The organism is Burkholderia sp. AU30198 (assembly GCF_020419825.1).
Taxonomy (GTDB): domain Bacteria; phylum Pseudomonadota; class Gammaproteobacteria; order Burkholderiales; family Burkholderiaceae; genus Burkholderia.
Window position 1 is genome coordinate 42,187 of record NZ_JAIZSA010000005.1, and the last position, 17,019, is coordinate 59,205.

At 67.4% G+C, this 17,019-nt stretch carries 18 protein-coding genes; 13 read left to right on the forward strand and 5 right to left on the reverse strand.

Translation table 11 applies throughout. The annotated features are described in order from the left end of the window. Nucleotides 1-7 precede the first annotated feature (7 nt). Nucleotides 8-1,168, reverse strand: a complete 1,161-nt coding sequence (locus LGN19_RS13275; RefSeq protein WP_226215135.1) for an NAD-dependent formate dehydrogenase — start codon at nt 1,166-1,168, stop codon at nt 8-10. A gap of 239 nt (nt 1,169-1,407) precedes the next feature. On the opposite strand from LGN19_RS13275, the gene LGN19_RS13280 reads away from it, so the two are divergent. Both LGN19_RS13280 and LGN19_RS13285 read left to right on the forward strand, forming a co-directional pair. After that, a complete protein-coding gene (locus LGN19_RS13280) occupies nt 1,408-2,940 on the forward strand; it encodes an FAD-dependent oxidoreductase (RefSeq protein WP_226215136.1) in 1,533 nt (510 codons plus the stop codon). A 37-nt stretch (nt 2,941-2,977) separates the two neighbouring features. Continuing rightward, nucleotides 2,978-3,355, forward strand: a complete 378-nt coding sequence (locus LGN19_RS13285) for a DUF5594 family protein (protein ID WP_226215138.1) — start codon at nt 2,978-2,980, stop codon at nt 3,353-3,355. A 38-nt stretch (nt 3,356-3,393) separates the two neighbouring features. Here the strand turns inward: LGN19_RS13285 and LGN19_RS13290 are convergent, their stop codons facing one another. Next, nucleotides 3,394-3,612, reverse strand: a complete 219-nt coding sequence (locus LGN19_RS13290; protein ID WP_011349700.1) for a DUF6566 family protein — start codon at nt 3,610-3,612, stop codon at nt 3,394-3,396. A gap of 134 nt (nt 3,613-3,746) precedes the next feature. Between LGN19_RS13290 and LGN19_RS13295 the strand changes: the two genes are divergently transcribed. Together LGN19_RS13295 and LGN19_RS13300 are read left to right on the forward strand one after the other, a co-directional pair. Further along, on the forward strand, nt 3,747-4,385 hold the full coding sequence (locus LGN19_RS13295; protein ID WP_226215140.1) for a MarC family protein: 639 nt from the start codon (nt 3,747-3,749) through the stop codon (nt 4,383-4,385). A 45-nt stretch (nt 4,386-4,430) separates the two neighbouring features. Beyond that, on the forward strand, nt 4,431-4,901 hold the full coding sequence (locus LGN19_RS13300; RefSeq protein WP_226215142.1) for a hypothetical protein: 471 nt from the start codon (nt 4,431-4,433) through the stop codon (nt 4,899-4,901). Nucleotides 4,902-5,097: 196 nt separating this feature from the next. On the opposite strand, the gene LGN19_RS13305 is transcribed toward LGN19_RS13300, so the two are convergent. Further along, nucleotides 5,098-5,772, reverse strand: coding sequence for an HAD family hydrolase (locus tag LGN19_RS13305; RefSeq protein ID WP_226215144.1), 675 nt, complete (start codon nt 5,770-5,772; stop codon nt 5,098-5,100). 203 nt (nt 5,773-5,975) lie between these two features. Here LGN19_RS13305 and LGN19_RS13310 point away from each other — a divergent pair, with 203 nt between their 5' ends. Then, the gene (locus LGN19_RS13310) at nt 5,976-7,160 is read left to right on the forward strand and encodes a sugar transporter (RefSeq protein WP_226215146.1); all 1,185 of its coding nucleotides are present in this window, start codon (nt 5,976-5,978) and stop codon (nt 7,158-7,160) included. 60 nt (nt 7,161-7,220) lie between these two features. On the opposite strand, the gene LGN19_RS13315 is transcribed toward LGN19_RS13310, so the two are convergent. Beyond that, nucleotides 7,221-7,997: an SDR family NAD(P)-dependent oxidoreductase gene (locus LGN19_RS13315; protein WP_226215148.1), complete on the reverse strand. Its 777-nt coding sequence runs from the start codon at nt 7,995-7,997 to the stop codon at nt 7,221-7,223. Between the two features lie 182 nt (nt 7,998-8,179). On the opposite strand from LGN19_RS13315, the gene LGN19_RS13320 reads away from it, so the two are divergent. Continuing rightward, complete coding sequence (locus LGN19_RS13320; RefSeq protein ID WP_226215150.1) at nt 8,180-9,082, forward strand: LysR family transcriptional regulator; 903 nt, start codon at nt 8,180-8,182, stop codon at nt 9,080-9,082. 231 nt (nt 9,083-9,313) lie between these two features. Continuing rightward, the gene (locus LGN19_RS13325; protein WP_226215153.1) at nt 9,314-9,745 is read left to right on the forward strand and encodes a hypothetical protein; all 432 of its coding nucleotides are present in this window, start codon (nt 9,314-9,316) and stop codon (nt 9,743-9,745) included. Nucleotides 9,746-9,753: 8 nt separating this feature from the next. On the opposite strand, the gene LGN19_RS39905 is transcribed toward LGN19_RS13325, so the two are convergent. Then, complete coding sequence (locus tag LGN19_RS39905; protein WP_226215154.1) at nt 9,754-10,020, reverse strand: transposase; 267 nt, start codon at nt 10,018-10,020, stop codon at nt 9,754-9,756. A gap of 24 nt (nt 10,021-10,044) precedes the next feature. Here LGN19_RS39905 and LGN19_RS13335 point away from each other — a divergent pair, with 24 nt between their 5' ends. The 6 genes from LGN19_RS13335 to benB all read left to right on the forward strand — a co-directional run bounded on the left by LGN19_RS13335 (nt 10,045) and on the right by benB (nt 16,988). Next, nucleotides 10,045-10,758: a helix-turn-helix transcriptional regulator gene (locus LGN19_RS13335; RefSeq protein ID WP_226215155.1), complete on the forward strand. Its 714-nt coding sequence runs from the start codon at nt 10,045-10,047 to the stop codon at nt 10,756-10,758. Nucleotides 10,759-10,861: 103 nt separating this feature from the next. Next, on the forward strand, nt 10,862-12,334 hold the full coding sequence (iaaH, locus tag LGN19_RS13340) for an indoleacetamide hydrolase (RefSeq protein ID WP_226215156.1): 1,473 nt from the start codon (nt 10,862-10,864) through the stop codon (nt 12,332-12,334). Between the two features lie 562 nt (nt 12,335-12,896). Then, nucleotides 12,897-14,033, forward strand: a complete 1,137-nt coding sequence (locus LGN19_RS13345; RefSeq protein ID WP_226215157.1) for a muconate/chloromuconate family cycloisomerase — start codon at nt 12,897-12,899, stop codon at nt 14,031-14,033. Nucleotides 14,034-14,085: 52 nt separating this feature from the next. Beyond that, nucleotides 14,086-15,030 (forward strand): catechol 1,2-dioxygenase, encoded by a 945-nt coding sequence (gene catA, locus LGN19_RS13350; protein WP_174957319.1) that lies wholly within the window; start codon nt 14,086-14,088, stop codon nt 15,028-15,030. Between the two features lie 114 nt (nt 15,031-15,144). Beyond that, nucleotides 15,145-16,503 (forward strand): Rieske 2Fe-2S domain-containing protein, encoded by a 1,359-nt coding sequence (locus LGN19_RS13355; RefSeq protein WP_226215158.1) that lies wholly within the window; start codon nt 15,145-15,147, stop codon nt 16,501-16,503. After that, on the forward strand, nt 16,500-16,988 hold the full coding sequence (gene benB / locus LGN19_RS13360) for a benzoate 1,2-dioxygenase small subunit (RefSeq protein ID WP_174949956.1): 489 nt from the start codon (nt 16,500-16,502) through the stop codon (nt 16,986-16,988). Before LGN19_RS13355 ends, benB begins: the two co-directional genes overlap by 4 nt. The last annotated feature ends 31 nt before the right edge of the window (nt 16,989-17,019 follow it).

Genomic DNA, 17,019 nt, shown 5'->3' on the forward strand with positions numbered 1-17,019 from the left:
AGCGTCGTCAAGTCAGCCGGTACGACTGCGCGCCCGTTCCCGCGAGCGCGCCGCCATCGACGATCAGGTATTCATTGCGGATCGGCTTGCCGTCGAACCAGCATTGCAGGATCTCCAGCGTGCCGGCCGCGTAGCGTGCCTGCGCGGACAGCGACGTGCCGGAGATGTGCGGCGTCATCCCGTTGAACGGCATCGTGCGCCACGGGTGATCGGCCGTCGCCGGCTGGGGAAACCACACGTCGCCGCCGTAGCCCGCGAGATGCCCGGACGTGACGGCGTTCACGACCGCGTCGCGGTCGACCAGCTTCGCGCGCGCGGTGTTGATCAGGTACGCGCCGCGCTTCATGCGCGCGATCATCGCCGCGTCGAACAGGTGCTCGGTCGACGGGTACAGCGGGATCTGCAGGTTGACGATGTCGACGGCGCTCGCGAGTGATGCGGCATCGGCGTGATACGTGAGCCCGAGTTCCTGCTCGATCGATGCATCGAGCCGGTGGCGCTGTGTGTAGTGCAGATGCAGCCCGAACGGCTTCAGCCGGCGCAGCACGGCGAGCCCGATGCGCCCCGCGCCGACCGTGCCGAAATGCATGCCTTCGACGTCGTAGCTGCGCGACACGCAATCGGCGATGTTCCAGCCGCCTTCCTGCGCGATGGCATGTGACGGCAAGTAGTTGCGCACCAGTGCGAGCGTCGTCATCACCACGTGCTCGGCCACGCTGATGCTGTTCGAGCCGGTGACTTCGGCGACGGTGATGTGCGCGCGCGCGGCGGCGTCGAGATCGACGTGATCGGAGCCGATGCCGGCCGTCAGCGCGAGCTTCAGTTTCGGCGCGCGGGCAATCCGTTCGGCCGTCAGGTACGCGGGCCAGAACGGCTGCGAGATCACCACGTCCGCTTCGGGCAGCCGGCGCTCGAATTCGGAGTCGGGGCCGTCCTTGTCGCTCGTGACGATCAGCGTGTGGCCGTGCGCCTCCAGATAGCCGCGCAGCCCGAGCGCGCCGGACACCGAGCCGACGAGTTCGCCGGGCCGGAAGCCGGGCGGGCCGGCGGGCGTCGGCGCGGTTTGTCCGTCCGCGTACTGCGTGATGACCGGAATCGCATCGCGCACGTAGCGCGGCGGATAGCCGTCCACGGGATCGGGGTAGAGCACGCACAGAACGGTGGCCATCGGGTAGCACTCCGGGTGACGGGGGGAAGGCGCGCGGCATGCGGATTGCGCACGACGCGCGACGTGCGCCGCGGGTGGCGCGCGTGTTGCGCCGCAACGTTGATGACGTTCTACGCCCGTCATGGATCTCGTACAAGCTACAGTGCGTGTTTGCGTGCGCTGCGGGGGCGTCTGTACCTGTTCTTTTCATGAAGGACGCCGATAATGGGATCGTTACCTGACTCTGCGGGAGCGATGTCATGTCCGGAAGCGATTCCTCGTCTTCACGTCCCGATCTCACGCAAGGCATCGCGCTCGACGATCTCGCCGACGGTGCAATGATCGAGGGCCATGTCGGTGACGCAGCGGTGCTGCTGGTGCGCCGCGCCGACGAACTGTTTGCCGTGGGCGCGCAATGCCCGCACTACGGCGCGCCCTTGGCCGACGGCCTGCTGGAGGGCGACACGATCCGCTGCCCGTGGCATCACGCGGCGTTCTGTCTGCGCACCGGCGAGTTGCTGCGCGCGCCGGCGCTCGACGGGCTGCCATGCTGGCGCGTCGAACGCCGCGACGGCCGCGCCGTCGTACTCGATGCGCAGCCGGCTGCCGTGCCGCCTGCATTGAATGCAGCAGGACTGCCTGCTTCGATCGTGATCGTCGGCGGCGGCGCAGCAGCGATCGCGGCGGCCGTGACGCTGCGGCAGGAAGGCTATCCGCATCCTGTCACGCTGCTGACTGCCGATTCCGATCCGCCTTACGACCGGCCGAACCTGTCGAAGGACTATCTCGCCGGCACGGCCGAGGCCGACTGGCTGCCGCTGCGCTCACCGTCGTTCTATGCCGACCACCACATCGACGTGCGGTGCGGCACGCGTGTCGTACGCATCGATCCCACGCAGCAAGCGGTCGAACTGGCCGACGGCAGCCGTGTCGGATACGGCGCGCTGCTGCTGGCAACGGGGGCCGAACCGAACCGGTTGACCGTGCCCGGCGCGGATCTGCCGCACGTGTGCGTGCTGCGCTCGCGCGCCGATTGCGATGCACTGATCGGCAAGCTGAAGACGGCGCGCCGCTGCGTCGTGGTCGGCGCGAGCTTCATCGGGCTCGAAGCCGCCGCCGCGTTGCGCACGCGCGGGCTCGACGTGCAGGTCGTCGCGCCCGATGCGCATCCGATGGCGCGCGTGCTCGGCGAAGCGCTCGGCAGCACGATCCAGGCCCTGCACGAGTCGCACGGCGTGGTGTTCCATCTCGGCGCGACGCCGGCGCAGATCACGCCGGACAGCGTGACGCTGTCGACCGGCGACGTACTGCCGGCCGATCTCGTGGTGGTCGGCATCGGCGTTCATCCGAACGTGGCGCTCGCGCAGGACGCGGGGCTGGCCGTCGAGCGCGGCGTGACGGTCGACCGCTTCCTCCAGACGAGTGCGCCCGGCATCTACGCGGCCGGCGACATCGCGCGCTGGCCCGATCCGCTGACGGGCGAGCGCATTCGCGTCGAGCACTGGGTCGTTGCCGAGCGGCAGGGCATCGTCGCCGCGCGCAACCTGCTCGGGCAGCAGCGGCCGTTCGATGCGGTGCCGTTCTTCTGGAGCCAGCATTACGACCTGACGATCAACTATGTCGGGCATGCGGAGCAATTCGATCGTGTCGAGATCGATGGCGACCTCGGCGCGCACGATTGCTCGATCGCGTACTGGCGCGACGACACGCGGCTCGCGGTCGCGACGATCGGCCGCGATCTCGACAGCCTGAAGGCGGAAGCGGCATTCGAGCGACAGATTGCAGCCGCGTGACAGCGGCGTGACGACATGATTCGAACCTGGAGGCGAGATGAATCCCGATGTCCGTGCCTGTTTCGAAACCGAGTTTGCGCCGCGTATCGCGGCGCGCGTGCTCGGCCTGTATCAGCCTGGCGATGTGAGGGTGGACGTCGTGCCGCACGACGGGCAGGGCAGCCCGACCTGTGTCGATGTCATCGGCCTCACGTCGACGGTCGGATTGCCGAACCGGCTGAATGCACGGCTCGCGTGGCGTGACGACGCGATCGATGCGCTGCTGGCCGAGCCCGACCGCAGCCGCTTCGACCGCTATCTCGCGGCGCTGCCGGTCACGATCCAACGCTGGCAGATGGAATTGCCGGTCGATTTCAGCACACGAACCCAGCGCGATCGCGAGATCCTGATCGGCGATCTGGATTTCGATGCGTGAAATGCGCCGTGCGCTGCGCACCGATGAGCCGGTTGCCGCTACCGGTCGCGTGTCTTGATGATCACGCGGCCCTGATCGATGCCGCCGCGCAGCGCTTCGTCGCACGTGAGCCATTCGGGCGTGACGAGCTCGGGTGCGGGCAGGTCGACCGGCGCGCCGTCGCGGAAGATCCGCACCTGCGCGACCCACGCGCCGTTCGCGTTGCGCGTCGCGTCGACGCGAATCTCGTGATCCATGAAAGTGTCGGTGGCTTGCATCGGTCGGGGCCCTCCGTCGTGCGTGAACGCGGTGCGTCGATCGTAGCAGCATGGCGGGCGCCGTGCATCCGATACGAAGCGGAACCTGCGCGCGATTCGAAGCACGTGTCGACGCGCGAGACGGGAGCGAACCTGTGGCCTTCGACCTGACCTTTTCCATTAAGGTGTTTGCGGCACTGTTCGCGATCATGAATCCGATCGCGAACATCCCCGTGTTCCTGTCGCTGACGGAAGGCGCGGCGGACGGCGTGCGCCGCAAGGTCGCGCTGACGGCGGCGATCGGCGTGACGGTCGGCTGCATCGTGTCGGCGGTCGCGGGTGGCGCGATCCTGCATGTGTTCGGCCTGACGATCGACGATTTCCGCCTCGCGGGCGGGCTGCTGGTGCTGCTGATCGCGCTGTCGATGCTGCACGGCGCGCCGAGCCGCCAGCATGCGCCGGGCGAAAGCGAAGGTGCCGATCCGGCGACGGCCGAGAGCGTCGCGATCTATCCGCTGACGATCCCGCTGCTCGTCGGCCCCGGCACGATCGCGACGATGATCGTGCTCGGGCACAGCGCGTTGTCGACCGGGCAGGAATTCGCGTTCGCGCTCGGGCTCGCCGCGTTTCTCGTGTTGCTGGCCGTTTCGTTGCTGTCGGCACCGCTGATCGGCCATTACCTGTCGCCGCGCGTGACGGCGGTGACGCAGCGGCTGATGGGGATGATTCTCGCGGCGATCGCGATGCAGATGATCGTCGCGAGCCTGAAGGCCGCGTTCGGGCTGCCGCATTGAGCGCGGCGCATCCTGAACCGGCCGCCTGATTTTACGGAGTGGCGGATGAATACGCTGATTGTGTTGTCCTATCCCGACCTCGCGGCCGCCCATCGTGCGCTTGCCGAACTCGATACGTTGCGCGACCGGCATGTCGTCGCGCTGTCGGGTATCGCGATCGTCGAGTGCGCAACGGATGGACAGTTGCGCGCGCATGCAGTCGACCCCGGACGCACGCCGCCCGGATCGCTGCTCGACAGCGTGGTCGAGCACATCGAATCGTCGCTCGATGCGTGGCGCGAGCGGCCGGTGGACGACGCGCTGATCGACCGCGTCGCGCGCAAGGCGCGCCCCGGCACGGTGTCGCTCGGGCTGGCCGCGACGCAACTCGACATCTATGCACTGAGCACGGGGCTTGCACCGTTCGGCGGCGAAGTGATCGACACGACGCTGTCGATCGACGACGAACTGAAGCTCGTCGAAGCGATCTCGAACGCACGTGACGGTGGCGGTGGCAGCGATGCAGCGACCGGCTGACGCGCACGGGCGTTTTCAATTGCGCAGCCGAGCGGTCTGTGCCGCGCATCGCAGGCTGGTCGGGCATCGATGCGCATGACCCTTCGTAGCAGGGCCTGAATCGAACGCAAGCGGCCGCGCCCGTTCATCGCCGCGACCGCAATGGCCCCGTGCAGCCCTGCATGCGGCGCGGCGGGATCGATGTCGAACCGGCGGTTCAGGGCCGCGCGGCAATCTCGTCGAGATGCCACAGCAGATCGGCCGGATCGTCGTACACGCGCAGCGCGCCCGCGCGTTCGAGTTCGTCGCTGCCGTATCCGCCCGACAGCAGCCCGACGCCGAGCGAGCGGCAGCGGGCAGCGGCAAGCATGTCCCAGATGCTGTCGCCGACCACGACCGTATGTTCGATCGGCACGTTCAGCTGCGCGGCGGCCGTCAGGAACAGGTCGGGATCCGGCTTCGCATACTTGACCTGATCGCGCGTGACCACGACGTTCTTCGCCGGATCGACGCCGAGCGCCTCGAGATTGATGGCGGCCGTTTCCATCCGCCCGCTGGTCGCGATCGCCCAGCGAATCCCCGCCGCCGACAGCGCGGCCAGCAGTTCACGTGCACCCGGCAGCGGCCGCACCTGCGCGCGCAGCCGCTGGTACGCGGCCGCGTGCAGCCGGGCAAGCCGCTCGACGCGCTCGGCGTCGAGGTCGACCGACGTCTCGCGCAGCAGCTGGTTCAGGAACAGGCCGCCGCTCATGCCGATCTTGCGGTGGATGCGCCACACCGACAATTCGATGCCTTCGGCATCGAGCGCCTCCTTCCAGGCGAGCACGTGCTGGTAGACGCTGTCGACGAGCGTGCCGTCGAGATCGAACAGAAAGGACGTTTCAATGCGCATGGGATTCTCCAGGCTCGACAGGGATCGAGCGAACGGGTCGTGGAAGCCGGTCGGCACATTATCGGCGCATGGCCGTGTCATGACCATGTCCCGCGGGCAACCCGCACCGCGCCGTGTCATATGCCGCTGGTACAATCGCGACGATCGCCGGGCCGGGCTCTCCGCGCCGCGCGCCCCCAACTCTCGTCTCGTCGATTCCAGGTATGGCCACACCGGACGCCGTCAGTTCCAAGCACTCGTGGTGGGGCGTACTGGCCCTGGCACTCACCGCCTTCATCTTCAATACCACTGAATTCGTGCCCGTCGCGCTGCTCAGCGCGATCGGCGACAGCCTGCACATGCAGCCGACCGACGTCGGCCTGATGCTGACGATCTACGCGTGGGCCGTGGCCGTCGTGTCGCTGCCGCTGACGCTGGCCACGCGCCATGTCGAGCGCCGCAAGCTGCTGATGGGGGCGTTGCTGGTGTTCATCGGCAGTCACGTGGTGACCGGTGTCGCGTGGAATTTCGCGGTGCTGATGGTCGGCCGGCTGGGCATCGCGTGCGCGCATGCGGTGTTCTGGTCGATTTCCGTGCCGCTGGCCGTGCGCCTCGCGCCGAGCGACTGGAAAAGCCGCGCACTGAGCCTGCTGGCGATGGGCACGGCGATCGCGATGGTGGCCGGCATCCCGCTCGGGCGTGTGGTGGGCGAGACGTTCGGCTGGCGTGTCACGTTCCTGATCATCGCCGGCGCGGCGGGTGTCGCGTTGCTGCTGCTGCGCGCGACGTTGCCGGTGCTGCCGAGCCAGGGCGCCGGGTCGCTCAGCAGCATCGGCGTGTTCCTGCGCAAGCCCGCGCTGGTGGCGCTGTACGCGATCACCGTGCTGGTCGTGACCGCGCACTTCACGTCGTATACGTACATCGAACCGTTCGTCCAGAGCGTCAATCACGCGAGCAGCAGCCGGATTACCTACGTGCTGATCCTGTTCGGCATCGCCGGCATACCGGCCGCGATCTGCTTCAACCGCGTCTATCCGCACCGGCCGGACGACTTCCTGCTCGGGTCGATCGTCGCGCTGGCGGGATGCCTGCTGATCCTGTTCCCGTGCGCGCTGAACATCGTCACGCTGTCAGTGCATACGCTGGTCTGGGGCGGCGCGATCGTCTGCTTCGGGCTGGCGATGCAGGCATGGGTGCTGAAGCTGGCGCCGGAGGGCACCGACCTGGCGGTGTCGATCTTCTCCGGGCTGTACAACGTCGGCATCGGCGCGGGCGCGCTGATCGGCAACCATATCGCCGGCGACTTCGGGCTGCCGTGGGTCGGCACGTTCGGCGGCGTGGTCGGCGCGGTGGCGGTCGGGATCGCGTGGCTCGCGTTGCGGCTGCATGCGAGGCAGGCGGTGGCGTAGCCGCCGCCGGGCCGCGGCGTGCGGCGAACACGGCCACCGCCCGGCCTCGCGCCTCACCGGTCATGCAACCGAGTAACCGCCGTCGGCCACGAGCGCGTGCCCTGACACATAGCTGGAGTCATCCGACGCGAGGAACGCGACGATCGTCGCCATTTCCTCGGCGGAGCCCCAGCGTCCTGCCGGCGTCGATGCGGCAAATGCCTGTTGCGCATCGTCCGACGGCCAGATGCCACGGTGATGGAACGGCGTTTCGATCAGCCCCGGGCACAGTGCGTTCACGCGCACGCCGCGCTTGAACCATTCGATCGACGCGGTCTTCGTCATCCCGATCACCGCGTGCTTGCTCGCGATATAGACCGACGCATTCTCGAAGCCGATCAGCCCGCCCATCGACGCGTTGTTGATGATGCTGCCCGACCCCTGCCGCAGCATGATTTCGGCGGCGTACTTCATCGAATTGAATACACCGCGCACGTTCGGTTCGAACACCCTGTCGAACCGCTCGGCATCCTGCTCGAGCAGCGGCGCGAACACGCCTTCCGTGCCGGCATTGTTGAACGCGATGTCGAGGCGTCCGTAGGTCGATGCCGCGAAATTGAACAGCTTGCGCAGATCGTCTTCGTTCGCGACGTCCGCGACGAAAGCCTTGGCGTCGCCGCCGGCGGTCATGATTTCGTCGACCAGCTGGTCGAGTTCGGCCTTGCGCCGGGCGGAGACGACGACCTTGGCGCCGCGACGCGCCAGTTCGATCGAGGATGCGCGGCCAATGCCGGAACTGGCGCCCGTCACCAGGGCGATGCGGCCGTCGAGTTGGGCCGGTTTCGTGCTTGCGTTCATGATGAGATTCTCCAGAGTGAGGGATGAAAGCGCCGCATGTGGCTGAGTCGGATCGGTTGCGATGCACGCTTGATGTGCATTGTGGTCGCTCGCTCATCGTAAAAAAATGGAACAATGGCGCATTCAGAATTCCCGTTTTAGGAATGAAAAACGCGACCGCATGCGCGTCAGGAGGGTTCTCCATGCTCAACCGACTCGATATCCTGAAGATCTTCTCCGCGGCTGCTGCGGCACCCACGTTTCGCGAGGCGGCTGCGCGTCTCGGCGTATCGCCGCAGGTCGTGACGCGTGCGGTGCGCGAACTGGAGGAGATGCTCGGCGAAACGCTGTTTCACCGGACGACCCGGAGCATCCGGATTACCGCGTTCGGGCAGGCGTTCGCGCGCGACGCGCAGACGGCGCTGGCCGCCGTCGACGGGCTGTTCGGGCCCGCGACCGGCCAGGCCGACGAGCCGGTGGGCGTCGTCCGGATCACGGCGCCGTCGGGCATGGGGCGTCATTACGTCCAGCCGATCCTGAGCGATCTCATGCGGCGCTATCCGGGGCTCGTGCCCGACCTGCGGCTGTCGGACGTGCCGTCGCCGGTGGTCGACGAACAGATCGACATCGGCGTGCGCGTCGGGGCGATCGGCGACAACCGCTTCGTCGCGCGCATGATCGGACCGTTGCCGATGTGGATCGTCGGCGCGCCGTCGCTGCTCCGGCGGTTGGGTGAGCCGAAGAACCGCAAGGAACTCGAATCGATGCCGGTCACCTGCCTGATCGATCGCGCGAGCGGGCGGGCATGGCCGTGGATGTTTCGCGGGGAGCACCAGTTCGTCCCGTCGTCGCCGGCGTATCTGACCGACGACACCGAGGTGGAGATCGAGGCCATATGCGCGGGGGTGGGGCTCGGCCAGTGCTCGGAGTATCTCGTCCGGCCTTACATCGACAAGGGGCGCCTCGTGCGGCTGCTGCCCGGCCTCGACCCCGAACCGTGGAAGCTGCACGTCTATCGGCCGCGACGCGGGCCGATGCCCCGGCGCATCCGGGTCGTGTACGACGAGCTGGTGGCGAAGCTTGCGGACGCAACGTGGCGGGGGTAGACGGTGCGGCCGGGCTGTCCGGCCGCTGATCGCGTTGGCGCGAAGCGGCGTCACCCACCGCTCGACGGCATCGGCGCACCGGCGCAACAGCAGCGTGCCCAGCGCGCGGCCATCCGGCCACGGGTGGTCGCACCATTCGCCCCCAGACACGCGGCAAGCCGACATATTGCGGCATCATCATGGTGCCGCCGCACCGGCATTCGGTGCCCGATATTCGACTGGAGACTGTGCATGCCGATACCCCGGATTGAAACCCGCGACGCGATGGGCGATCCCGATGTGGTCTATCTCAACCCGGATCACGTGCTGTGGATGTCGCAGCCGACCGCTGCGCAGCGGCGGCCGGGCGGCACGGCCATTCGCGTGGACGACCGCGTGAAGGGCGGTTCGCTGCTGATGGCCGACAATCCCACGCGCCTTCTGCAGGATCTCGGGCCGTTCGTGACGGTGACGCTGGCGAACCCGTCGTCCGACTATCCGGACGGTCTCGTGCATGTGCGTGCGCAGGCGATCGTCAAGATCGCGACGGACGACCACGACAAGCCGCTCGCCGAGCGCACGCTTGGCTGGGTCCATGTCCAGGACGGCTCCGCTTTCAAGGTCAGGGATTACGCCGGCGTGGCCGCGCAATGGCAGGCGTCGGTGGCGGCTGCCGGCCGCTGAGCAGGTCTTCACGCGTGCGCCATGACGCGGCGGCCCGTCGTGCGGCAGTTGGCCGGCCGTGTTTCTCGTCGGAATACCGGCTGTCTTGCCTCGTGCGCCGCGGCGAACTGCCCGGGCGTCGGATGGCCGGGTGAACTATGAGCCCGCCCGGTGTCGGATTCGATACGCGATGGGTCGATCAGCCGGGTAACATGGCGCATCGTGACGAACCCGTGCTCGTTCGGGCCCTGGTCGCGGAATCGCCCGTCGAAGCGCTCGATACAGGTGTTCTCCACCGGCTTGCCGAGGAACCGTCCGCCATGAACCTTGCCGTGTCCGATATCACGCCGGAGGAACTCCGGCTGTTCGGCGACATCGTCGCCCGCCTGGAAGAACTGGGGCCGGTCGTCGACGTGAGGAAGGTCGTGCTGCCCGCGATCACGCAGCTGCTTCGCGCGGATTTCGCCGCATCGTTCGATTGCGATGAACAAACCGGCCTGTGGCGAAACGGGTTCGCGTACAACGTCGATCCGATGCAGATCGCCCGGTACGAAGCGTGGTTCCAGCATATCGATCCGGTCACGTCGCAACTGCGCGCGCGCCGCGTGGCGACCTGCGTCGACGAGGTGGTGAGCCGGCGCGAGCTGGAACAGACCGAGTTCTACAACGATTTCCTGCGCCGCGACGGCATGCACCACGGTATCAACGTGTATGCGTTCGACGGCGCGACGCATGTCGGCGACCTGCGCATCTGGCGGGCGCAAGGGCGGCCCGATTTCACCGAACGCGACAAGCTGCTGCTGAACGGCATCGAGCCGTTTTTCCGGCGTGCGCTGCTGCGGCGGCGCCATGCATGCGCGGGGCTGACCGAGCGCGAGAGCGACGTCGCGCGGCTCGTCGCCGCCGGTTATACCGACAAGGACATCGCGCGCACGCTCGGCATCGGGCTGTCGACGGTCCGCACGCATCTGCGGCGCGTGATGGCGAAGAAGGGCGTCGCCAACCGCGCGAGCCTGGCGGCCGCACTGGCGTGACCGGCTGCGCGGCCGACGCCCCGGGGTCATCCATTGTGATGATGGGCGTCAAAATCGGCGCGCCCTACCTTGTGACGATCCCCTGTTACGAGGAACGACGACGATGCCCACCCTGGGACACCTGACGCTCACCGAAGCCCGGCACGCGCTCCTGCGCCGGGAGTTCTCCTGCGTCGAATACGCGTACGCAATGATCGAGCGGCACGCACGCTGGCGCTACCTGAACGGCTTCACGTGCGTCGACGATGCGCGGCTGCTCGCCGAAGCGGCCCGCTGCGACCGCGACCTCGCGACGGCGGCCACTCCGCACGCACTGCTGGGCCTGCCGATCGCGATCAAGGACAACATCGACACCGCGTGCCTGCCGACCGGCAACGGCACGCTGGCGTTGCATAACCGCGTGCCGCCGCAGCATGCGCCGGTCGTCGCGCGGCTGCTGGCGCACGGGGCGCTGATCGCGGGCAAGGCCAACCTGCACGAGCTGGCATTCGGCGTATCGGGCAACAACCGCGTGACGGGCGCGGTACGCAACCCGTATGACTTCAACCGGATTCCGGGCGGCAGCAGTAGCGGCTCGGGCGCGCTGGTCGGCGCCGGCGTGGTGCCCGCCGCGCTCGGGACGGACACCGGCGGTTCGGTGCGGATTCCGGCGGCGCTGTGTGGTGCCGTCGGCCTCCGGCCGACCGTGGGGCGCTACCCGTCGGGCGGTGTGGCGCCGATTTCGCGTACGCGCGACACCGTCGGCCCGATCGCGCGGTCGGTCGAGGACATCGCGCTGCTCGACGCGATTCTGTCGGGCACCGGCACGCCGACATCGCTGCCCACGCGCAACACAACGCGCCCGGTGCGCCTGGCGGTCCCGCGCACGACGTTCTGGCGCGGCCTCGCGCCGGATGTCGACGCAGTGGCGAATGCCGCGGTGGCGAAACTGTCGCAGGCGGGTTTCGAGTGCGTCGACATCGACCTGAACGACTATCCGGGGTTCTTCGACGACGAGCCGGCTATCATCGCGATGTACGAATTCCGTTCGTCGATGCATGCGTATCTGATCGAGAACGGCTATGACCTGTCGGTCGACGACATCGTCGCGAACGTGGGGAGCCCGGACGTCGCGAAGATCGCCCGCCACATCACCGGCCCCGATGGTATCGGCGAAGCGGCGTACCGCACCGCGCTCGACCGGCGCACGCGGTCGCGTGCCGCGTATCGGCAGTGCCTCGCCGACAGCGGGGCCGACGCGCTGGTCTTTCCGGCCGCGATCGCGACCGCGTGCCCGATCCCGTCGGGTGACGCGATGATGCTCAACGGCGAACCCGCTTCGGTGTTCTCGACCTACATCCGGAATACCGAGCCGGGCAGCAATGCCGGCGTACCGGGCATGACCGTCCCGGCCGGCCTGACGGCGGCCGGGCTGCCGGTCGGTCTCGCACTGGATGGGGCGGCCGGCACCGATCTCGAACTCATCGCGGTCGCGCTGGAGGTCGAGCGGGTGCTCGGGCGGCTGCCGGCGCCGGACGATGGGTATGGGGTGGAGGGCAGGTTGGGCGGGTACCCGGGCGGCGACGGTACGTCGTGACGCTGTGCCGCTGCGCCGGGGCGGTGCGGCGGCTGAATGAATCGCCAAAGCCGCCGGCGCTCGCGACGAAGCCGGCCAGGCACGTCCTGTGGATTGCCCGGACGCCGCCCCCCGCACGTGCTCGACCCGGTGCGCAAGCACCGCTGCCGTGATTCCTGTCGGCACCACATCGGCTTGCGCCGACAATCGGTCGAACGAACGGCCGCGAAGCCGGCCGCCGACCGCGCATGCCGAGAAACTGCCCACGAGCCCCCGGGTGAGGCATCAGGAAAACCCTGACAGCGGCCCGCCGAGGCCGCTTTGTTGCGTCGCTGCGCGCGTGGCGACCGATGCCATCCCCATCTGCGGCCGCCCGCATCCCGGGTGGCCGCTCCCCTCGATCCAGCATGGCTTCCAGGCCGTATCGCCTGTCATGGAGGGTATGGTAAACCGTGAAATCAAACGAATATTTCCGAATTTCAATACCTGTCAGGTATTGAAATGGCCGCCTAAAAGTATTGGACGCTCGATTCGGCCGAGACGTATAAATCGCCTCAAGAACTTCACCCCCACGGCGTGCCCCATGTCCTCCGTCACCATCGAACGCATCGAAACCCGCCTCGTCGACCTGCCGACGGTCCGCCCGCACAAGCTGTCGGTGGCCACGATGTACGGCCAGACGCTGATGCTCGTGAAGGTGTTCTGCAGCGACGGCGTGACGGGCCTCGGCGAAGGCACGACGATCGCCGGCATGGCGTATGGCCCGGAAAGCCCCGAGGCGATGAAGCTCGCGATCGACACGTATCTCGCGCCGGCGATCGTCGGCCAGGATGCGACGCGCATCCAGACGCTGATGGCGTTCCTCGGCAAGCTCGCGAAGGTCAACCACTTTGCGAAGAGCGCACTCGAAACCGCGCTGCTCGACGCGCACGGCAAGCGGCTCGGCGTGCCGGTGAGCGAGCTGCTCGGCGGCCGCCGCCGCGATCGCCTGCCGGTCGCGTGGACGCTCGCGTCGGGCGACACGGCCACCGACATCGCCGAAGCCGAGCGGATGCTCGACCAGCGCCGCCACAACGTGTTCAAGCTGAAGATCGGCGCGAAGGCGCTCGATACGGATATCCGCCACGTGGCCGAGATCAAGAAGGCCGTCGGCGATCGCGCCTCGGTGCGCGTCGACGTGAACATGGCGTGGAGCGAAACGCAGGCTGCACGCGCGATTCCGGCGCTGGCCGATGCCGGCTGCGAACTGGTCGAGCAGCCGGTGGCGTCGGCCGCGGCGCTGGCGCGCCTGATGCGCCGCTTCCCGATCGCGCTGATGGCCGATGAAATTCTGCAGGGCCCCGACAGCGCCTTCGATATCGCGAAGCATCACGGCGCGGACGTGTTCGCGATCAAGATCGAACAAAGCGGCGGCCTGTTCGCGGCGCAGCGCGTCGCCGCGATCGCGGACGCCGCCGGCATCGAGCTGTACGGCGGCACGATGCTCGAAGGCGCGTTCAGCACGGTGGCGTCCGCGCACCTGTTCGCGAGTTTCGCGAACCTGCAGTGGGGCACCGAACTGTTCGGGCCGCTGCTGATCACCGAAGAGATCCTGACGCAGCCGCTCGATTACAGCGACTTCGAACTGACCGTGCCGGACGGCCCTGGCCTCGGCATCGAACTCGACGAGGACAAGGTCAGGCGTTTCACCCGCGACGGGCTGACGAAAGTCGCGCGATAACCCGAGCCAGGCAACGGCCGTCATTCCCCCTAATACACGTGGAGACACCATCATGAGCGTCAAAGTTTTCGATACCCGGGAAGTGCAGGATCTGCTGAAGGCCGCGTCGAACGCGGGTGCGGACAGCACGAACGGCGGCAACGCGCGCACGCAGCAGGTCGTGCTGCGGCTGCTCGGCGACCTGTTCAAGGCGATCGACGATCTCGACATCACGCCCGACGAAGTGTGGGCCGGCGTCAACTACCTGAACAAGCTCGGCCAGGACGGCGAAGCGGCGCTGCTCGCGGCCGGCCTCGGTCTCGAGAAGTATCTCGACATCCGGATGGACGCCGCGGACAAGGCAGTGGGCCTCGACGGCGGTACGCCGCGCACGATCGAAGGGCCGCTGTATGTCGCGGGCGCACCGGTGCGCGATGGCGTGTCGAAGATCGACCTCGACGCGGACGACGGCGCGGGCCCGCTCGTGATCCACGGCACGGTGACGGGCCTCGACGGCAAGCCGATCGCGGGCGCGGTGGTCGAATGCTGGCACGCGAACTCGCACGGCTTCTATTCGCACTTCGACCCGACCGGCAAGCAGAGCGATTTCAACCTGCGCGGCGCGGTGAAGACGGGTACCGACGGCAAGTACGAATTCCGCACGCTGATGCCGGTCGGGTACGGCTGCCCGCCGCAGGGCGCGACGCAGCAGCTGCTGAACGGCCTCGGCCGCCACGGCAACCGCCCGGCGCACGTGCACTTCTTCGTCGACAGCCACGACCACCGCAAGCTGACGACGCAGTTCAACATCGACGGCGATCCGCTGATCTGGGATGACTTCGCGTATGCGACGCGCGAGGAGCTGATCCCGCCCGTGGTCGACAAGACCGGCGGCACGGCGCTCGGCATGAAGGCCGATGCGTACCAGGACATCGAGTTCAACTTCGTGCTGACGCCGCTGGTACAGGGCAAGGACAACCAGATCGTCCACCGCCTGCGCGCAGCCGCGACGGCCTGACCGCCCGCCGGCGCGGCGCGGATGCGCCGCCGCCGGCCGGGTTCCCGCGAGATTCAACCGATTACCGATGCGAGCGTGCTTGCAGGACGCGGCACGCGCATGGAAGGAGCCAACATGTCCGCCACGATCGACCAAGCCACCGACCTGGATCACCTGCTCGCCACCGCCGTGCAGGACGACAAGGCGGCCGGCGTATTCCGCTGCCGCCGTGACATCTTCACGAACGCCGAGCTGTACGAGCTCGAGATGAAGCACATCTTCGAGAGCAACTGGGTGTACCTGGCGCACGAAAGCCAGATCCCGGCCAACAACGATTACTACACGACGTGGATCGGCCGCCAGCCGGTCGTGATCACGCGCGACAAGACCGGCGAGCTGCACGCGGTGATCAATGCCTGCGCGCACAAGGGCGCGATGCTGTGCCGCCGCAAGCACGGCAACAAGGGCAGCTTCACGTGCCCGTTCCACGGCTGGACCTTCTCGAACACCGGCAAGCTGCTGAAGGTGAAGGACGAGAAGACGACCGAGTACCCGGTGCAGTTCAACACGCACGGCTCGCACGACCTGAAGAAGGTCGCGCGCTTCGCGAACTATCGCGGCTTCCTGTTCGGCAGCCTCAGCGCCGACGTGTTGCCGCTCGAAGAGTATCTCGGCGAAGCGCGCGTGATCATCGACCAGATCATCGACCAGGCGCCGGACGGGCTCGAAGTGCTGCGCGGCAACTCGTCCTACATCTACGAAGGCAACTGGAAGATGCAGATGGAGAACGGTTGCGACGGCTACCACGTCAGCACCGTGCACTGGAACTACGCGGCGACGATGGGCCGCCGCAAGGAAGACGGCACCAAGGCCGTCGACGCGAACAGCTGGAGCAAGTCGGTCGCGGGCGTGTACGGCTTCGACAACGGCCACATCCTGCTGTGGACGCAGACGATGAACCCGGAAGTGCGGCCCGTGTATCAGCACCGCGAAGAGATCAAGGCGCGCGTCGGCGACGTGCAGGCCGACTTCATCGTCAACCAGACCCGCAACCTGTGCGTGTACCCGAACGTGTTCCTGATGGACCAGTTCAGCACGCAGATTCGCGTGGTGCGGCCGCTCGGCGTCGACAAGACCGAAGTCACGATCTTCTGCTTCGCGCCGAAGGGGGAGAGCGAAGCCGATCGCACGATCCGGATCCGCCAGTACGAGGATTTCTTCAACGTGACGGGCATGGGTACGGCCGACGACCTCGAGGAGTTCCGCGCGTGCCAGGCCGGTTATGCGGGCATCACGGCGATGTGGAACGACCTGTCGCGCGGCGCGCCGCTGTGGGTCGACGGCCCGGACGAGAACGCGAAGAAGATGGGGCTGAACCCGCGCATTTCCGGCGAGCGCAGCGAGGACGAAGGGCTGTTCGTGTGCCAGCACGAACACTGGGTGGATGTGATGCGCGATGCGCTGAAGAAGGAACGCGGGGAGGTGGCAGCATGAGCTTCGATTACCGGACTGTCTGCGCGGCGCTGTATCGCGAAGCGCGCCTGCTCGACGATCGCCAGTGGGACGAGTGGCTGACCTGCTACACGGAGGACGTCACGTACTGGATGCCCGCGTGGGACGACGACGATCGGCCGACCGAGGATCACCAGAGCCAGATCTCGCTGATGTACTACCCGGACCGCGGCGGCCTCGAGGATCGCGTGTTCCGGATCAAGACCGAGCGCAGCGGCGCATCGACGCCCGAGCCGCGCACCAGCCACAACGTGACGAACGTCGAGGTGCTGGCCGAACGCGACGACGAGGTGGACGTGCGCTACAACTTTCACACGCTGAACCACCGCTACCGCGTGACCGATCACTTCTTCGGGACGATGTTCGTCACGTTGCGCCGTGCGGGCGATGAACTGCTGATCTCGTACAAGAAGATCGTGCTGAAGAACGACTACATCCGGCAGGTGCTCGACGTCTATCACGTCTGACACCATAGCTTTGTCATGAAAGGAAGTGGAG